General features: G+C 71.5%; 12 protein-coding genes. 5 read left to right on the top strand and 7 right to left on the bottom strand.

Annotated elements, in window-relative coordinates:
- Positions 1–6: 6 nt before the first annotated feature.
- From BX286_RS27875 to BX286_RS27855, 5 genes are all read right to left on the bottom strand, one after another.
- The gene (locus BX286_RS27875; protein ID WP_079430266.1) at positions 7–933 is read right to left on the bottom strand and encodes a carbohydrate ABC transporter permease; all 927 of its coding nucleotides are present in this window, start codon (positions 931–933) and stop codon (positions 7–9) included.
- 12 nt (positions 934–945) lie between these two features.
- Positions 946–1890: a carbohydrate ABC transporter permease gene (locus BX286_RS27870; protein ID WP_079430265.1), complete on the bottom strand. Its 945-nt coding sequence runs from the start codon at positions 1888–1890 to the stop codon at positions 946–948.
- Between the two features lie 38 nt (positions 1891–1928).
- Positions 1929–3356: an N-acetylglucosamine/diacetylchitobiose ABC transporter substrate-binding protein gene (ngcE, locus tag BX286_RS27865; RefSeq protein ID WP_079430264.1), complete on the bottom strand. Its 1428-nt coding sequence runs from the start codon at positions 3354–3356 to the stop codon at positions 1929–1931.
- 218 nt (positions 3357–3574) lie between these two features.
- Positions 3575–6304 (bottom strand): aconitate hydratase AcnA, encoded by a 2730-nt coding sequence (gene acnA, locus BX286_RS27860; protein ID WP_079430263.1) that lies wholly within the window; start codon positions 6302–6304, stop codon positions 3575–3577.
- Positions 6305–6551: 247 nt separating this feature from the next.
- Positions 6552–7544: a LacI family DNA-binding transcriptional regulator gene (locus BX286_RS27855; protein WP_079430262.1), complete on the bottom strand. Its 993-nt coding sequence runs from the start codon at positions 7542–7544 to the stop codon at positions 6552–6554.
- Between the two features lie 121 nt (positions 7545–7665).
- On the opposite strand from BX286_RS27855, the gene BX286_RS27850 reads away from it, so the two are divergent.
- The 4 genes from BX286_RS27850 to BX286_RS27835 all read left to right on the top strand — a co-directional run bounded on the left by BX286_RS27850 (position 7666) and on the right by BX286_RS27835 (position 13360).
- On the top strand, positions 7666–9558 hold the full coding sequence (locus BX286_RS27850; RefSeq protein WP_100862659.1) for an amidohydrolase: 1893 nt from the start codon (positions 7666–7668) through the stop codon (positions 9556–9558).
- Between the two features lie 163 nt (positions 9559–9721).
- Positions 9722–11251, top strand: a complete 1530-nt coding sequence (locus BX286_RS27845) for a UDP-N-acetylglucosamine 1-carboxyvinyltransferase (protein WP_079430260.1) — start codon at positions 9722–9724, stop codon at positions 11249–11251.
- Between the two features lie 392 nt (positions 11252–11643).
- Positions 11644–11838 (top strand): excalibur calcium-binding domain-containing protein, encoded by a 195-nt coding sequence (locus BX286_RS37565; protein WP_261993524.1) that lies wholly within the window; start codon positions 11644–11646, stop codon positions 11836–11838.
- Between the two features lie 172 nt (positions 11839–12010).
- Positions 12011–13360 carry a cytochrome P450 gene (locus BX286_RS27835; RefSeq protein ID WP_261993523.1) on the top strand — a complete coding sequence of 450 codons (1350 nt, stop codon included), beginning with the start codon at positions 12011–12013 and terminating at the stop codon, positions 13358–13360.
- A 27-nt stretch (positions 13361–13387) separates the two neighbouring features.
- On the opposite strand, the gene BX286_RS27830 is transcribed toward BX286_RS27835, so the two are convergent.
- Together BX286_RS27830 and BX286_RS27825 are read right to left on the bottom strand one after the other, a co-directional pair.
- Positions 13388–13891, bottom strand: coding sequence for a hypothetical protein (locus BX286_RS27830; RefSeq protein ID WP_079430257.1), 504 nt, complete (start codon positions 13889–13891; stop codon positions 13388–13390).
- 34 nt (positions 13892–13925) lie between these two features.
- Positions 13926–15392, bottom strand: coding sequence for an MFS transporter (locus tag BX286_RS27825; protein ID WP_079432002.1), 1467 nt, complete (start codon positions 15390–15392; stop codon positions 13926–13928).
- 205 nt (positions 15393–15597) lie between these two features.
- Between BX286_RS27825 and BX286_RS27820 the strand changes: the two genes are divergently transcribed.
- Positions 15598–17658 (top strand): prolyl oligopeptidase family serine peptidase, encoded by a 2061-nt coding sequence (locus tag BX286_RS27820; RefSeq protein WP_121016610.1) that lies wholly within the window; start codon positions 15598–15600, stop codon positions 17656–17658.
- Positions 17659–17684: the final 26 nt, after the last annotated feature.

The following is a 17684-nucleotide window of genomic DNA, read 5'->3' as shown; positions in this document are numbered from 1 at the left end:
CGGGCCCTACTTGAGGGTGGCCGAGGTCAGACCCGCCTGGATCTGGCGCTGGAAGGACAGGTAGACCACCAGCATCGGGATCATGGCGATGGTCACGCCGGCGAAGAGCACCGGCAGGTCCGTCTGGTAGCCCATCTGGTACTGGAGCTGGATCAGGCCCTGGGTGAGCATGTAGCGCTCGGGGTCCGATCCGCTCTGGGGCTGCATCAGCACGGAGGGCAGGATGTACTGGTTCCACTGGCCCAGGACGTTGAATATCCCCACGCTGATCAGGCCCGGCCTGGCCATCGGCAGCATCACCTGGAAGAAGATCCGGGTGTCGGAGGCCCCGTCGATGACCGCCGCCTCGTGCACCGCCGTGGGCAGGGTGCGGAAGAAGGAGTGCATGAAGAAGACGGTGAAGGGCATCGAGTAGGCGATGTAGACCAGGATCAGCCCCTGGTACGTGTTCAGCAGGTCGAGCCGCTTGACCATGAAGAACAGCGGCACGAGCGCCAGGAAGACGGGGAACATCGCCCCGCTGACGAAGAAGTAGTAGATGATCCGGTTCCCCGGAAAGGGGTAGCGGGCCAGGACGTACGCGGCCATCGAGCCGAGCAGCATGGTCAGCGGGACGGAGAAGGCCAGCACGATCAGGGTGTGGCCGAAGTAGCCGCCGATGCCCTTGTCCCAGGCCCGGGCGAAGGCGTCGAAGTGCCAGTTCGTCGGCCGGCTCAGCGCCGAGGCGCCGATCTCGGAGTCGGTCTTGAAGGAACCGAGCGCCAGCCACACCAGGGGCAGGACGATCAGTATGGCCCAGACGGCGAGGAAGCCGTGGGAGAAGACGTTCAGCACCATGCCGTCGGAGCGGGCCCTGCCGCCGCCCCCGGGGCGGCCGCTCCCCCGGGACCGCTCGGCGGCCGGCTCGCCTGGTGCCTTGATCACTGTGGTCATCGGGTCTCCCGCTCAGAACTCGATGCGCTCGCGGCGGGTGGCGCGCAGCGTGACGACGGAGAGGATCATGGTCAGGAGCAGCATCACGACGCCCATGGCGCACGCGTAGCCGCTCTTGCCGAAATAGAGGAAGTTGCGCATCAGCACGGTCGCCATGACCTCGCTGTGGTGGTCCGGGCCGCCGCCGAACTGGCCGGAGGTCATGGTGGACACCAGGACGAACATGTCCATGGCGGCGATGCCCAGGTAGACCGCCGAGGTCTGCACGGAGTCCCACAGCAGGGGCAGCGTGACCCTGAGGAAGGTCTGGCCGCGGCCCGCGCCGTCGAGCAGCGCGGCCTCGTAGATGTCCTTGGGGACCGACTGCATGGCGGCCGAGAAGAGGACGAGGTAGAAGCCGACCCCGTGCCAGACCACCACGAGCAGCAGGCACCACAGGACCAGGTCCGGCTGGTTGAGCCATTCGACGGGGTGGGCCGGGTCGACCAGGCCCAGCTTGGCGAGGAACGCGTTCAGCAGGCCGCCCGTGTCACTGCGGTACACCGCTCCGAAGAGGACGGCGAGGATGGCGAGGGACAGGACCTGCGGGAAGAAGTAGACGATCTTGTAGAACGCCGATCCCCGGACGCCCCGCACCCCGCCGGCCCCGCTGCGCCCTCCCGCGTTCACCATGAAGGCGAAGAAGAGGGCGAGCAGGATGGTGATGACGGGGACGAACACCAGGAGCAGCAGGTTGTGCCACAGGGCGCTGCGGAAGACCTCGTCCTCCATCAGGGCCGCGTAGTTCTCCAGGCCGACGAAGCCGAACGTCGGGGACTGGCCGGACCAGTTGGTGAAGGAGTAGCCGAACGTCTGCACGTACGGCCAGATGACGAAGGTCAGGTACAGCGCGAGCGGCAGGATGAGGAAGCCGGCGATGAAGCCGGCCCGTCCCTTGCTCCGGGCTACGTGGCTCATGGTGTCCGTCCCTGGTGACGCCGCCGGTGGACGTGGGGTCAGCTGCGGTGGTTGTTCTTGGCGTTGGGGTCCTTGGCGGCCTTGTCCACCGCGGCCTGGGCCCGCTTGATCCACTCCTTCGGCTGGATGCGCTGGGCCATCAGCTCGTTGGACGCGTTCTGGATGTCGGTGTCCATCTCGCTGTACCAGTCGGGGTAGAGGTAGTTGAAGGTGTCGGTCCCGGCGGCCTTGACCGCGGCGACGGCGGACTGGGTGCCCGGCCGGAGCTTGACGGACGGGTCGACGCCGTCCTTGACGACGGTGAGCGAGTTGGCCTGCTGGGCGAAGGTCGTCGACCATTCGCGGGAGAGCATGGTGCGCAGGAACTCCAGGCCGCCTGCCTTGTTGGCGGCCTTCTCCGGGACGACGAAGGCCTCGTTGGCGCCCGCCCGGATGGCGGTGAAGGGCAGCTTGCTGTCGGCGAGCACCGGTACCGGCAGGAACTTCATGTCGAAGTCGTCCGGGGTCTGCTTGAGCTGCTCGTTCTCCAGCCAGGAGCCGGAGGGGATGAAGGCCGCCTTGTACTGGTTCCAGGCGGTCTGTGCCTCCGTGTGGGTGAGGCCGTTGGTGCCGGGCATCAGGTAGCCCTTCTCGACCACCTCGTAGACGGCCTCGATGGCGGCCAGGGCGGCCGGGTTGCCCTCGAAGGCGTTCGGGGAGAGGTTGTCGATGGCCTTCATGGCCTCCAGACCGCCCTTCTTGGCGATCAGGTCCATGATCACGACGTTGATGTAGTAGGGGTACTTCCCCTGGTGGGCCAGGCCGCCGATGCCGGCCTCCTTGGCCTTGGCGCAGACGCCCAGGAACTCGTCCCAGGTCTTGGGCTCGGTCCAGCCCTTCTCCTTGAAGAGCTTGCCGGAGTACCAGAACCCGAAGACGGTGTAGACGTAGTTGAGGGCGACGAACTTGCCGGCCTGCGTGCCCTGTTCGACGGTGCCGGCGATCAGGGTGTCGCGGACCTTCTTGTTCGGGTCGTCGATCGAGGGGGCGTCGAGGACGGCGGTCAGATCGGCGAGCTGGCCACCCTTGGCGAGCACGTCGATCTTGATCATCTGGGCGCCGGAGTCGTTGAGGACGTCCGGCGGGTTGCCTCCGTTGAACCGGGGCTGGAGCTTGGCCGCGATCTCCTGGGTGCCCAGGTGGGAGCTGGTGGTGCCCCACTTCTTGTCGAACGCCGCCTCCCAGGCCTTCGCGTAGTCGTCGCCGAAGCCGCCCTTGAAGATGACCACGTCCAGCTTGCCGCCCTTGGCGAGGCCGAAGGGGTTCTCCTTGGACACGAGCCCCTTGTCCGGGCCCTTCGTGGAGGTGTCCCCGCCGCCGGAGGCGCAGGCGGACAGGAAGCTCATCGTCGGCACGGCGATCAGTCCGAGCGCTGCGGAGCGCTTGATCAGATCACGGCGGCCGAGGCCCTCACCGGTGGATCCCATGCTCAAGTCCTCGCCTTCGTCAGGATTGGGGCACAGGTATAGTCCACTTCCGCTTCGCTCAGCAAGATCGTGCACAAGGATCGTTCCCGGCTTTTCCGAGTTGAGACCTGTCCGTCATCTGATTCCTCCGCTCCGAAAAGCGGAAGGGCCGCACCCCCTTGTCGGGGGTACGGCCCTATGGTGCCGATATCCGGCGGATCGCTCCGCCTGGCGCGCCCTTAGCCGCGGATGAGGTTGCGGAGGACGTACTGCATGATGCCGCCGTTGCGGTAGTAGTCCGCCTCACCCGGCGTGTCGATGCGGACGACCGCGTCGAAGGAGACACCGGTGTCGGTGGTGACCTTGACCGTGCGCGGGGTGGTGCCGTTGTTCAGCTCCTCCACACCGGTGAAGGAGAAGGTCTCCTCGCCGGTCAGGCCCAGGGAGGCCGCGGTGGCGCCCTCGGGGAACTGGAGCGGGAGGACGCCCATGCCGATCAGGTTCGAGCGGTGGATGCGCTCGTAGGACTCGGCGATGACGGCCTTGACGCCGAGGAGCGCGGTGCCCTTGGCGGCCCAGTCGCGGGACGAGCCCGAGCCGTACTCCTTGCCCGCCAGGATGACCAGCGGGATGCCGGCGGCCTGGTAGTTCTGCGAGGCGTCGTAGATGAACGCGACCGGCGCGCCCTCGACGGTGAAGTCGCGGGTGAAGCCGCCCTCGGTGCCCGGCGCGATCTGGTTGCGCAGGCGGATGTTGGCGAAGGTACCGCGGATCATGACCTCGTGGTTGCCGCGGCGGGAACCGTAGCTGTTGAAGTCGCGGCGCTCGACGCCGTGCTCCGTGAGGTACTTGCCGGCCGGGGTGTCGGCCTTGATCGCACCCGCCGGGGAGATGTGGTCGGTGGTGACCGAGTCGCCCAGCTTCGCCAGCACGCGGGCGCCGGCGATGTCGGAGACCGGGGTGGTCTCCATCGTCATGCCCTCGAAGTAGGGGGGCTTGCGGACGTAGGTGGACTCGGCGTCCCACTCGAACGTGTTGCCGGTCGGGATCGACAGCGCCTGCCACTGGGCGTCACCCGCGAAGACGTCCTCGTAGGACTTCGAGAACATGTCCTCGCCGATGGCGTTGGCCACGACGTCGTTGACCTCGGCCTCGGAGGGCCAGATGTCCTTGAGGAAGACCGGGTTGCCCTCGGTGTCGGTGCCGATGGCCTCGGTGGTGATGTCCACCTTCATGGAGCCCGCGATGGCGTACGCGACGACCAGCGGCGGGGACGCCAGGTAGTTCATCTTGACGTCGGGGTTGATGCGGCCCTCGAAGTTGCGGTTGCCCGAGAGGACCGAGGTGACCGCGAGGTCGTGCTCGTTGATCGCCTTCGAGATCTCCTCGTCCAGCGGACCGGAGTTGCCGATGCAGGTGGTGCAGCCGTACCCGACGAGGTTGAAGCCCATCTTGTCGAGGTACGGGGTCAGCCCGGCCTTGTCGAAGTAGTCGGTGACGACCTTCGAGCCCGGGGCCAGGGTGGTCTTGACCCACGGCTTGCGGGTCAGGCCCTTCTCGACCGCCTTCTTGGCCACGAGCGCCGCGGCGACCATGACGTAGGGGTTCGAGGTGTTGGTGCAGGAGGTGATCGCGGCGACGGTGACGGCGCCGTGGTCGATCTCGAAGGAGGTGCCGTCGGCCAGGGTGACCTGGGTCGGGCGGCTCGGCACGCCGTTGGAGGAGGCCGGGGAGTCGGAGGCCGGGAAGGACTCCTTGCCCGCCTCGTCGGCGTCGTCCACGTAGTTCAGGACGTCCACGGCGAACTGCTGCGAGGCGTTGGCCAGGACGATGCGGTCCTGGGGGCGCTTCGGGCCGGCGATGGACGGGACGACCGTGGAGAGGTCCAGCTCGAGCTTCTCGGAGAAGTCCGGCTCGGCCTTCGGGTCCAGCCAGAGGCCCTGCTCCTTGGCGTACGCCTCGACCAGGGCGACCTGCTGGGCGTCGCGGCCCGTCAGGCGCAGGTACTTCAGGGTCTCGTCGTCGATCGGGAAGATCGCGGCGGTCGAGCCGAACTCCGGCGACATGTTGCCGATGGTGGCGCGGTTCGCGAGGGAGGTGGCGGCGACGCCCTCACCGTAGAACTCGACGAACTTGCCGACGACGCCGTGCTTGCGCAGCATCTCGGTGATGGTCAGCACCAGGTCGGTGGCGGTGGTGCCGGTCGGCAGCTCGCCGGTCAGCTTGAAGCCGACGACGCGCGGGATCAGCATGGAGACCGGCTGGCCGAGCATGGCGGCCTCGGCCTCGATGCCGCCGACGCCCCAGCCGAGCACGCCGAGGCCGTTGACCATGGTGGTGTGCGAGTCGGTGCCGACGAGGGTGTCCGGGTAGGCCTGGCCGCCCCGGACCATGATCGTGCGGGCCAGGTGCTCGATGTTGACCTGGTGGACGATGCCGGTGCCCGGGGGGACGACCTTGAACTCGTCGAAGGCGGTCTGGCCCCAGCGCAGGAACTGGTAGCGCTCCTTGTTGCGGCCGTACTCCAGCTCCACGTTCTGGGCGAACGCCTCGTGGGTGCCGAACTTGTCGGCGATGACCGAGTGGTCGATGACCAGCTCGGCCGGGGCCAGCGGGTTGATCTTGGACGGGTCGCCGCCGAGGTCCTTCACGGCCTCGCGCATGGTGGCGAGGTCCACGACACAGGGGACGCCGGTGAAGTCCTGCATGATCACGCGGGCCGGCGTGAACTGGATCTCCTGGCTGGGCTGCGCCTGGGAGTCCCAGCCGCCGAGCGCCCGGATGTGGTCGGCGGTGATGTTCGCGCCGTCCTCGGTGCGGAGCAGGTTCTCCAGCAGGACCTTCAGGCTGTAGGGAAGGCGGGCGGCGCCCTCAACCTTGTCCAGCCGGAAGATCTCGTACGACTCGTCGCCCACCTGCAGCGTGCTGCGGGCGTCGAAGCTGTTCGCCGACACGACAGTCTCCTTCATGCATGATTTCGCGCGTATTACCGCATCCTGCCGCCACGCCCTGTGGCCAATCCGCTAAGGTAAGGCTAAGTTAGGTAGCCCTTACCCATGGGGGCGGCTGCGGTACGCCTTCGGCAGATATCTCGATGTCGAGATAACTCTAGTACATGGCCGCACCTCGGGTCAGCACGCCTCCGCGTCCGTCTCGGCACGTCGCGCCGCCCCGCACGCCCCGTCCACTGCTGCCGCACATCTCGTCACGCCGCCCTCAACGCAGGGACGAGGCCCGGTGGAGCAGGGTCGCCGGGACGGTGAGCCCGCCGGGGGCCGCCGGGGTGCCCGTCTCCAGCAGGGCGACCAGGGCCGCCACGGCCGTCTCGGCCAGCGCCTCCGGGTGGAGGGTGACCGTGCTGACCGGAGGGTGACAGTCCGCGTATCCCGGGTCCTCGCTCGCGCAGACCAGCAGGAGGTCCCCGGGCACCGACAGCCCGTGCCGGGCCGCGGCCGCCAGGGCCTGGCGGCCGCCCGGGTCGTACAGGGAGTACACGGCGTCGGCCCCGCCCCCGGCGAAGAGCCGGTCGAAGGCGTGGCCGGGGCCGTCGTGGGGGTCGAAGCGGACCGGCAGCGGGGTCCGGCCGCGCCGCTTGCACCAGTGCCCGTACGCCTCGGTGACGGCGCGGGTGTAGTGCTCGTCCCCGAAGCCGGTGTGCAGGGCGATGCGGCCCGCCCCGGCGGCGGCGAGGTGGTCGAGGACCTCGTGGGTGGTGGCGGTGTGGTCGTTGTCCACCCAGACGTCGCCCGGGCGGGGGCCGGCGGGGCGCCCGTCGAACACCAGGGGGATGCCCCGGGCCCGCAGGACGCGCAGCACCGGGTCGTCGTACGGGCTGTCGAGCAGCAGCATCCCGTCCACCGCGAGGAGGTGCCAGTCCGTCCCGGCGCCGCGGTCGGCGGGCAGGGTGGTCAGGGCGTAGCCGTGGGCGTGGGCGGCGGAGGTGGCGGCGGTCAGCCAGCGGGAGAAGTAGGCGACGGCCACGAAGTTCCAGGGGGCGCCGGCGAAGGTGGTCACGGCCAGGCCCAGGGTGCGGGTGCGCGGCGCGCGGGGGGCGCCGTAGCCCAGGCCGGCCGCGATCTCGCGGACCCGGCGGCGGGTGCCCTCGCCGAGCCGGCCGGTGCCGTTGAGGGCGTGCGAGACCGTGGCGGTGGACACCTCCGCGGCGCGGGCGATGTCGGCGAGGGTCGGTCCGGGCGGCACGCGGGTCATCGTACGGATCCGGGCGCCGGCGGGGTACGGGCCGCCGTGCGGAATCCGTCGCGGCGGGCGGGTTCTGGTTAAGGGGTTAATCACCCAGTGTCCTGGCCACAGCCAACGGTTTGGAGTGGTCATGACGTCTTCTGTTTCCCGGCGGGGGCTCCTCGCGGCGGCCGGCGCCGCCGGAGCGGCGGGTCTGCTGGGCGCCGGCGCGGGCAGTGCCTCGGCGGCCCCGGCGCGTGGGTCCGCGGCGCTGGTGGTGCACGGTGCGCGGGTGTTCACGGGTACCCCGGGCGGCGCGCCGGCCACGGCCGTGGCGGTCGGCCGCGACGGGCGGATCCTGGCGGTCGGAGGCGACTCCGAGGTGCGCCGGACGGCCGGGCGGGACACCGAGGTGGTCGACGGACGCGGCGCCACCCTGATGAGCGGCATCCACGACGGGCACGTGCACCCCCTCGGCGCGGGGGACCGGTCGCTGCGGCCCTCGCTGGAGGGAGCGGAGACCACGGCCGCCGAGCTGACGGAGATCCTCACGGGCTTCCTCGCCGACACCGGCGGCGCCGGGGCCGAGCCCGACACCTGGCTGGTGGTGGAGGACTGGAACCCGGTCGGGCTGCTGCCCGCCGGCACCCTGCCGCACCACGCGCTGCTGGACGCGCTGCCGACCCGGCGGCCGGTGGTGCTGGTCGGCGGCGACGGGCACAACCTGTGGGCGAGTCAGCGGGCGCTGGACATCGCCGGCATCACGGCCGCCACCCCCGACCCGGCGGGCGGCCGGATCGTCAAGGGCGCGGACGGGCAGCCGACGGGCGTGCTGAAGGACGACGCGCAGGACCTGGTGAAGCGGCACGTCCCGCAGCCCACCCGGGCCGAGCTGGTCGAGGCCTGCGCCAAGGTCCTGGCCCAGGCGGCGGCCTCCGGGGTGACGACGATGATGGACGCCCTGGTCGGGCGGCACGAACTGGAGCTCTACCAGGCGCTCTCCACGGCCGGGCGGCTGCCGCAGCGGATCGTGCCGGCCATCCGGCTGGACGTGGAGCAGACCAAGGACCCGGCGGCGTCGAAGGCCTACGCACTGGGGCTGGAGCGGGAGTTCCGGGGCGTGGCCGGGCTGCGCTTCGGCACGGTGAAGGTGTTCCTGGACGGGGTCATCGAGTATCCGGCGCAGACGGCCGCGCTGCTGGAGCCGTACCTCGACGGCCAGGGCCGGCCCACCTCCAACCGGGGCGAGCTGTACACCTCGGCCGCCGACTACGGCCGGCTGACCGCCGCGTTCAACGGGATCGGCTGGCAGATGCACGCCCACGGCCTGGGTGACCGGGCCGTGCGCACCGCCCTGGACGGGTACGAGGCCGCCCTCCGGGTGACGGGCAGGCGCGACCTGCGCAACACGGTCGCGCACCTCCAGCTGGTGGACCCGGCCGACCTGCCGCGGTTCGCCCGGCTCGGGGTGGCCGCCTGCATGCAGCTCCAGTGGGCCTCCGCCGACACCTGGACGATGGAGGCCCTGCTGCCGTACATCGGGCCCGAGCGGCACCGGTGGATGTACCCGGCGCGCAGCCTGGAGCGGGCCGGCGCCCGGCTGACGGGTGGTTCGGACTGGCCGGTGGACGCCCTCCAGGTGTGGAACCAGCTGCGTACCGCCATCGACCGGCAGGGTGCGTACGGGGCGGGCGCCCTGCACCCGGAGCTGGAGGCGCTGAGCCGGACCTCCACGCTGCGGATGCACACCCTGGGCACGGCCTGGCAGCTGCGCCAGGACGGGCTGACCGGCACCGTGGAGCGGGGCAAGGCGGCGGACCTGGTGCTGCTGGACCGGGATGTGACGCGCTGCCCGGTGGCCGACATCAGCGGGACGCAGGTGCGGATGACCCTGGTCGGCGGACGCGTGGTGCACGACGCCGGCTCGGCGGCGGGCCGCGCGGCCACGGCCGGCCTGGCCCGCGGGGCGGCGGCCCCGCGCCCCGCCGCGTACGCGGCGGTCCACGGCGGGCGCCACCGCGCCTGCGGCTGCACGGGGCACTGATCCGGCGACGGGCCGCAGGGGTTCCTGAGGCGGGGGCACCAGGCCCTCGCCCAGGGCCGCGACCTGACGACCGGTAAGCCCGATATAGCACCCAACACCCGTATATCACCCATACGCGCCGCCCGATGCGATCACCATCTCATATCTGAGATACCGTGCACCCATGGCAGACGACTACCTCGTACGCATCGGCAAGCTCATCCGTGACGCCCGGCAGCACCGGGGCTGGACCCAGACCCAGCTCGCCGAAGCACTCGGCACCAGCCAGAGCGCAGTGAACCGCATCGAGCGCGGCAACCAGAACATCAGCCTTGAGATGATCGCCCGTATCGGTGAAGCGCTCGACAGCGAAATCGTCTCCCTGGGCTATGCCGGCCCGATGCACCTGCGCGTCGTCGGCGGCCGCCGCCTGTCCGGCGCGATCGACGTCAAGACGAGCAAGAACGCGTGCGTCGCCCTGCTGTGCGCCTCGCTGCTCAACAAGGGCCGCACGGTGCTGCGCCGGGTGGCCCGCATCGAGGAGGTCTACCGGCTCCTGGAGGTCCTCAACTCCATCGGCGTCCGCACCCGCTGGATCAACGACGGCGTGGACCTGGAGCTGATCCCCCCGGCCGTCCTCGACATGGACGCCATCGACGCGGAGGCGGCCGTCCGCACCCGCAGCATCATCATGTTCCTGGGCCCCCTGCTGCACCGCATGGACCACTTCCGCCTGCCCTACGCCGGCGGCTGCGACCTCGGCACCCGCACCATCGAGCCGCACATGATCGCCCTGCGCCGCTTCGGCCTGGACATCACCGCGACCGAGGGCATCTACCACGCCAAGGTCGAGCCGGGCGTCGCCCCCGGCCGCCCGATCGTCCTGACCGAGCGCGGGGACACGGTCACCGAGAACGCCCTGCTGGCCGCGGCCCGCCACGACGGCGTCACCGTCATCCGCAACGCCTCGTCCAACTACATGGTCCAGGACCTCTGCTTCTTCCTGGAGGCCCTGGGCGTCAAGGTCGAGGGCATCGGCACCACCACCCTCACGGTGCACGGCGTGCCGGTCATCGACGCGGACGTGGACTACTCCCCCTCCGAGGACCCGGTCGAGGCCATGAGCCTCCTGGCCGCGGCGGTCGTCACCGAGTCCGAACTCACCATCCGCCGGGTCCCGATCGAGTTCATGGAGATCGAGCTGGCCGTCCTGGAGGAGATGGGCCTGGACCACGACCGCTCCGCGGAGTACGTCGCCGACAACGGCCGTACCCGCCTGGTCGACCTCACGGTCCGCCCGTCCAAGCTCGAAGCCCCGATCGACAAGATCCACCCGATGCCCTTCCCCGGGCTGAACATCGACAACGTCCCGTTCTTCGCCGCCATCGCGGCGGTGGCCCAGGGCCAGACCCTGATCCACGACTGGGTGTACGACAACCGCGCCATCTACCTGACGGACCTCAACCGCCTGGGCGGCCGCCTCCAGCTCCTGGACCCCCACCGCGTCCTGGTCGAGGGCCCCACCCGCTGGCGCGCGGCGGAGATGATGTGCCCGCCGGCCCTGCGCCCGGCGGTGGTGGTCCTCCTGGCGATGATGGCGGCGGAGGGCACCTCGGTACTGCGCAACGTCTACGTCATCAACCGCGGCTACGAGGAACTGGCGGAACGCCTCAACTCGGTGGGCGCCCAGATCGAGATCTTCCGCGACATCTAGGCCACCGCCGCAGCGCCAAGAGGCCCCGCCGCGCCCCACCGGGAGCGGCGGGGCCTCGGTCTATGCCGGTGGAATATGACTCGAAACGGTCTGCCGGGGTGCGGGGCGGGGGCGTAGGCTGCGGCGGTTTTCGGTTGTCTGCCTCGGGGGGTCGGGTCGTGCCGCAGGGTCGTCGGAATGTTGTCCTGGCGGGTGTCGTCGGGGGCGTCGTGTTGTTGCTCGCCGGGTGTGAGGGGGGCGGGTCCGGAAAGGGGGCCTCGGACGGGAAGCCCACTGCGTCGGCTTCCGTGTCTGCCTCTCCGTCGGTTTCGCCTTCGGTTTCGGTGTCCGTCTCGCCGTCGCCGTCGGGCTCGTCCACTGCCGCCGCGACGCCGGCCGTGCCCGGCGCAGGCGTGTCCAAGCCGGCGGCCCGGCCCTCGAACGCCCCCGCGTATCCGGCTCCGGAGGAGACCAAGGAGTCCTCGGCCGTCTACTACAAGAACTGTGACGCCGCGAAGGCCGCCGGGGCGGCGCCCATCCGGCGCGGGCAGCCCGGGTACCGCGATGCCCTCGACCGGGACAAGGACGGCATCGCCTGCGACAAGTAGCCCGGCGGGCCGGGGGCGGTATTCGGCCGGTTGGCGGATAGGTGCTCGCCCGGGAGGGTGGCGGGCGGCAGAATCCACTCGTCGGTACGGAGTCGAGGGGGCGGCCATGGCAGTGCGGGCGAGTGTGGGTACAGGGGCGGGCAGGGGGGCGGCGTTCCCTGCCCTGGCGGGGATGCCGGGGCTCGGGTCGTTGCTCGACCTGAAGGCGGATTCCCTCGGCACCTACCTGCGCGCCCAGCGGCGCCACGGTGACGTGGTACGGATCGACGCCGGCCCGCCCGGGCTGCGCATGGAGCTGTACTGCGTGTTCTCCGCCGAGGGGGCCCAGCAGGTGCTGGCCTCGGAGTCGGCCAACTTCCGCAAGGACAACCCCTTCTACGAGGAGATCCGGGAGTCCTTCGGCAACGGCCTGCTGACCGCCCAGGACGCGGACTACCTGCGCCAGCGCCGGCTGGTGCAGCCGCTGTTCACCCGCAAGCGGGTGGACGGCTACGCCGGTGCGGTCGCCGAGGAGGCGGCCGGCACCCTGGCGTCCTGGGCGCGGGCGCGGGACGGGGTCGTCGACGTCTCGGACGAGATGATGCACCTGGCGCTGCGCGCGGTGTCCCGGATCCTGTTCGGGGCCGATACGGACGCCACCGTGGACGTCGTCCACCGGTGCTTTCCGGTCATCACGGAGTACGTCCTGCGCCGCGGCTACTCCCCCCTCAACGTCCCGCGCGGCTGGCCGACCCCGGGCAACCGGCGGGCTGCCGCCGCGATGGAGGAGCTGTACGGGGTCTGCGACCGGATCATCGCCGAGCGGCGGCGGGCGGGCGGAACGGACGGAGCGTATGGGGCGGACGGGGGCGCCGAGGATCTGCTGACCCTGCTCGCCGGGGCGCAGGGCTCGGACGGGGCGGCCTTCGACGCCGCCGAGCTGCGCGACCAGGTGCTGATCTTCCTGCTGGCCGGGCACGAGACGACCGCCACCTCGCTGGCCTTCGCCCTGCACCTGCTGGGCCGCCACCCCGAGGAGCAGGCCCGGGCCCGTGAGGAGATCGTCCGGGTCCTGGGCGACCGTACGCCGCAGGCCTCGGACCTCGACCGGCTGCCGTACCTCACACGGGTGCTCAAGGAGACGATGCGGCTGTATCCGGCCGCGCCGGTGATGGGCCGCAACGCGGTGGCCGCCAGCGAGATCGACGGGCACACCGTCCCGGCGGGCGCCACGGTGATCCTGGCCCCCTGGGTGACGCACCGCCACCCCCGCTACTGGAGCGACCCGGACCGTTTCGACCCCGACCGCTTCACGCCCGAGGCGGAGGCGGGCCGGCCCCGCTACGCCTGGTTCCCGTTCGGGGGCGGGCCGCGCGCCTGCATCGGCCAGCACTTCTCGATGCTGGAGTCGGTGATCGCGCTGGCGATGCTCCTGCGGGCGTACGAGGTCGAGACCGTGGACACCCAGGTGCCCCTGAGCGCCGGGATCACCCTGGAGGCCAAGGGCCCCATGCGGTGCCGGATCCGCCGCGTGGAGCCGTAGCCCCCGCCGCGGTCGGCGCCGCCGCGGTCAGCGGTAGTCGTCGGGGTGGTCCTGCATCCAGGTGTCGATCTCGTCGCGGGCGGCGAGCAGTGCCGGCTGGTGCCTCTTGAGGTTCTCGAAGCCGTGGTCGGCGCCCAGCTCCTGGTCGAGCCGGGCGATCAGGGCGATCGGCTCGGGGAAGTGGCCGGGGCCCTTGGGGTCGGCCTTCATGGCCCGGTCCAGGCGGTGGAGTTCGTCGTGGACCCGGCCGAGGAAGTACGCGCAGTTGCCCGGGGTGCAGGAGTCGCCGAGAGTGGCCTGGAGGCCCGCGAAGGCGTCCCGCACCTGCTCCGGCTGCGGACCGGCGTCGGAGGCGGGAAGGGCGGGCGCCGGGGGAACGGAGTCGGCGGCCGGGCCGGCGGCGGATGTCTTCGGCCTCGGGCCGCCGCCGCTGCCGGTGTGGCTGCCGCCGCTGCCGCAGGAGGCGGTGAGGGCCGCCAGGGTGACGGTCACGGCCGTCACGGCGGCGCCGCGCAGGATGGGTCGGAGCATCGGTTTCCCCCCGGTGTTCGATGACCAGGCGACCCTACCCGCCGGATTCCCCCTGGACTCCCGCCGGGGTGTGATTGCCCTGCAGGCGCTCCAGGTCGGAGGGCCGGACCTGGATGGCGACCATCGCGATCAGCGCCCCGATGAGGGTGAAGGCCGCCGCCGCCACGAAGGCCGCGCCCACGCCCGAGGTGAGCACGAGGTCCGACCAGGGCCTGGGGAACTGGTGGGTGCGGGCGAAGAAGGCCTTCTGCTCGGGGGTGGAGCCGCGTACGAACGCCGGCGCCTGGTCCTTGGCCTCGTTGCGGCTGGCCGTGCCGAAGACGGTGACGAGGATCGACAGGCCGAGCGAACCGCCGACCTGCTGCATGGAGTTCAGGAGACCCGAGGCCGCGCCCGACTCCCGGTCGGGGACGTTCGACAGGGCCATCAGGGTCAGTGAGAGGAACTGCATGCCCATGCCGGTGGCGAAGACGATGATCGGGCCGAGGATGCTGCCCGGATAGGTCGAGTGGACGTCGATCCGCGTCAGCCAGGCCAGTCCGGCGGCGCAGCACAGCGCGCCCCCGACCATGAAGGGCTTGGGCCCGAACCGGGGCAGCAGCCGGGAGGTGAAGGTGGCCGACAGGGCCACCATGACGCTGACGGGCAGGAAGGCGAGGCCGGCCCGCAGCGGGCTGAAGCCGAGGACGTTCTGCACGAAGAGGGTCAGGAAGAAGAACATGCCGAAGATCGCGCAGGCGAGGAAGAGCATGATCCCGTAGGTGCCCGCCCGGTTGCGGTCGGCGAACATGTGCAGCGGGGTGATCGGCTGCTGGGAGCGGCGCTCGTTGCCGATGAACAGGGCCAGCAGCACCACGGCCGCGCCGAAGGAGCCGAGGGTGAACGCGTCGGCCCAGCCGTCCTGGGAGGCGCGGATGAACCCGTAGACCAGCGCGACCATGCCGCAGGTGCCCAGCAGCGCGCCCACGAGGTCGAAGTGCCCGGGGTGGCGTTCGGACTCGTGCAGGACCCGGCGGGCCATCACGGCGATGAGCACGGCGATGGGGACGTTGACGAAGAGCACCCAGCGCCAGTTGAGCCATTCGACCAGCAGCCCGCCCGCGAGCAGTCCGATGGCGCCGCCGCCCGCGGAGACGGCGGCGAACACCCCGAAGGCCCGGTTGCGCGCGGGCCCTTCGCGGAAGGTGGTGGTGATCAGGGCGAGGGCGGTGGGGGAGGCGATGGCGCCGCCGACGCCCTGGAGGGCCCGGGCCGCCATCAGCTGGCCGGCGTTCTGGGCGAGCCCGCCGAGCAGGGAGGCCAGGCCGAAGAGCAGGACCCCGGAGACGAACACGCGCTTGCGGCCCAGGATGTCCCCGGTGCGGCCGCCGAGCAGGAGCAGGCCGCCGAAGGTGAGCGTGTAGGCGTTGACCACCCAGGAGAGGCTCTCGGTGGAGAAATTGAGTGCCGTCTGGATGTGCGGCAGGGCTATGTTCACGATCGTGATGTCGAGGACGACCATGAGCTGGCAGGAGGCGATGACGAACAGGGCCAGCCCGTTCCCCTTGCCGTTCCCGCCGTCGTTGCCGTTGCCTCGGACCGTGCCGCCGGTCCCGGTGCTGTGCGGCGATGCGTTCGGGTCCACCCGTCGACGCTACGCCCGCGCCCCAAGGGTCACCACTCGAATGGGGTAGGCTATGTGACATTTCACATGGCAGACTACGATCATGGACGATTTCCTCAGGCAATCCGCCGCGACGGCCCGGTTCACCCACGGCTCTCCCCGCGCCTTCTCCTTCGGCGACTCCGGCCGCCTCCTGTGGTTCCTGCGCTCGACGGGCCCCGCCGACGCCTTCGACAGCCTCTGGGTCCTGGACACCTCCACCGGCGCGGAAACCCTGCTCGCCGACCCCCGCACCCTCTCCCCCGAACCCGGCGAACTCCCCGTCGCCGAGCGCCGGCTGCGCGAGCGCACCCGGCTCGTGGCCGCCGGGATCGGCTCGTACGCCCTCTCCGGCGACGGCCTGCGCGCCGTCTTCCCGCTCTACGGCCGCCTCTACGAGGTCGCCTGCGACGGCGGCTCCGCGCCCGTACCGGTCCCCACCGCCGGCCCCGCCTTCGACCCGCGCCCCAACACCGACGGCTCGCGCACCGCGTACGTGGCGGACGACGTCCTGTACACCGCCCCCGGCGGCCGGGTCAGCCCCGACGACGGGGCCCGCTGGGGCGTCGCCGAGTTCGCCGCCGCCGAGGAGCTCGACCGCACCCGCGGCCACTGGTGGTCCCCCGACGGGGTCACGCTGCTCGCCGCCCGCGTGGACGAGAGCGCCCTCCAGCGGCGCCACTTCACCGACCCCGCCCACCCCGAGCTGCCGGGCGAGGACTTCGCCTACCCCGAAGCGGGCGGCCCCAACGCCGACGTACAGCTGTGGGTCCTGGGCCCCGACGGCGGCCGGGTACGGCTCGACTGGGACGCCGACGCGTTCCCCTACGTCTCCGACGCGGGCTGGGAGTCCGCGAGCGAGATCCTGCTCACCGTCCAGGACCGGCTCCAGCAGAACGTCCTCCTGCTCACCGCCGACCCCTCCACCGGCCGCACCCGCGAGCTCTCGCGCACCACGCACCCCCAGTGGGTGGACCCCCTCCCCGGCACCCCGGCCCGCCTCCCCGACGGACGCGTCCTCACCTGCGCCGATGTCGCCGACGGCGGGGCGCGCGGCCTCGCCGTCGACGGCAAGCCGCTCACCGGCGAGGGACTCCAGGTCCGCTGCGTGGCCGGCACCCACCAGGACCGGCTGCTGGTCGAAGGCGCCCTGCGCGACCCCTCCGAGCAGCAGGTGCTCCTCCTGGACCCCGCCACCGGCGAGCTCACCCCGCTCGCCGACGGCCCCGGCGTGCACGTGGTCACCGCCGCCGCGGCCGGCTCGCTGCTGCTGACCTCCGCCGACGCCGACGGCGTCCGCCGCACCCTGCGCACCGCCGACGGCCGCGAGCTCAGCCCCCGCGACCTGTCCGCGCCGCTGCCCTACCGGGTCGTACCGGCCCTGGAGCGGGTCACCGAACGGGGCATCCCCACCGCCCTCGTCCTGCCCCGCCACCACGTCCCCGGCCTGCGCCTGCCCGTCCTGATGGACAGCTACGGCGGCCCCGGCGCCCAGGACGTCAGCGCCGACCCCCGCCGCTGGCAGCACCGCCAGTGGTGGGCCGACCAGGGCTTCGCCGTCGTCACCGTCGACAACCGGGGCACCGCGAACGTCTCCCCCGCCCACACCCACGCCATGTACCGGGGCTTCTCCGAGGTCACCCTGGACGACCAGGTCGCGGCCCTGCGGGCACTCGGCGCCCGCCACGGCGACCTCGACCTCGGCCGGGTCGGCATCCGCGGCTGGTCCTACGGCGGCTACCTCTCCGCCATGGCCGTGCTGCGCCGCCCGGACGTGTTCCACGCGGCGGCCGCCGGGGCCGCGCCGACCGACTTCCGGCACTACGACACGGCGTACACCGAGCGCTACCTGGGCCTGCCCCAGGAGCACCCCGAGGTGTACGAGCGGGACTCCCTGATCCCCGACGCGCCCCGGCTGACCCGGCCGCTGCTGCTGGTCACGGGCCTGGCCGACGACAACGTCCACCCCTCCCACACCCTGCGGCTGTCCCAGGCCCTCACCGACGCGGGCCGCCCGCACCAGCTGCTCGCGCTGCCCGGCGTCACGCACATGACCCCCCGCGGGGCGCGGGAGAAGATCATGGCGCTGGAGCTGGAGTTCTTCCGCCGCGAACTGGCCTCGTAGGCGGTCCGGACAGCGGAGAAGGGCCC

The sequence above is a fragment of the Streptomyces sp. 3211.6 genome (assembly GCF_003634815.1).
Taxonomy (GTDB): Bacteria; Actinomycetota; Actinomycetes; order Streptomycetales; family Streptomycetaceae; genus Streptomyces; species Streptomyces katrae_A.
The sequence above is the reverse complement of the archived record's forward strand: the minus strand, read 5'-3'. Positions and strand labels throughout refer to the sequence as shown.

Coding starts and splice junctions, on each gene's coding strand:
- BX286_RS27875 (WP_079430266.1), bottom strand. CDS start 933: ATGACCACAGTGATCAAGGCACCAGGCGAGCCGGCCGCCGAGCGGTCC.
- BX286_RS27870 (WP_079430265.1), bottom strand. CDS start 1,890: ATGAGCCACGTAGCCCGGAGCAAGGGACGGGCCGGCTTCATCGCCGGC.
- ngcE (WP_079430264.1), bottom strand. CDS start 3,356: ATGGGATCCACCGGTGAGGGCCTCGGCCGCCGTGATCTGATCAAGCGC.
- acnA (WP_079430263.1), bottom strand. CDS start 6,304: ATGAAGGAGACTGTCGTGTCGGCGAACAGCTTCGACGCCCGCAGCACG.
- BX286_RS27855 (WP_079430262.1), bottom strand. CDS start 7,544: ATGACCCGCGTGCCGCCCGGACCGACCCTCGCCGACATCGCCCGCGCC.
- BX286_RS27850 (WP_100862659.1), top strand. CDS start 7,666: ATGACGTCTTCTGTTTCCCGGCGGGGGCTCCTCGCGGCGGCCGGCGCC.
- BX286_RS27845 (WP_079430260.1), top strand. CDS start 9,722: ATGGCAGACGACTACCTCGTACGCATCGGCAAGCTCATCCGTGACGCC.
- BX286_RS27835 (WP_261993523.1), top strand. CDS start 12,011: ATGCCGGGGCTCGGGTCGTTGCTCGACCTGAAGGCGGATTCCCTCGGC.
- BX286_RS27830 (WP_079430257.1), bottom strand. CDS start 13,891: ATGCTCCGACCCATCCTGCGCGGCGCCGCCGTGACGGCCGTGACCGTC.
- BX286_RS27825 (WP_079432002.1), bottom strand. CDS start 15,392: ATGGTCGTCCTCGACATCACGATCGTGAACATAGCCCTGCCGCACATC.
- BX286_RS27820 (WP_121016610.1), top strand. CDS start 15,598: ATGGACGATTTCCTCAGGCAATCCGCCGCGACGGCCCGGTTCACCCAC.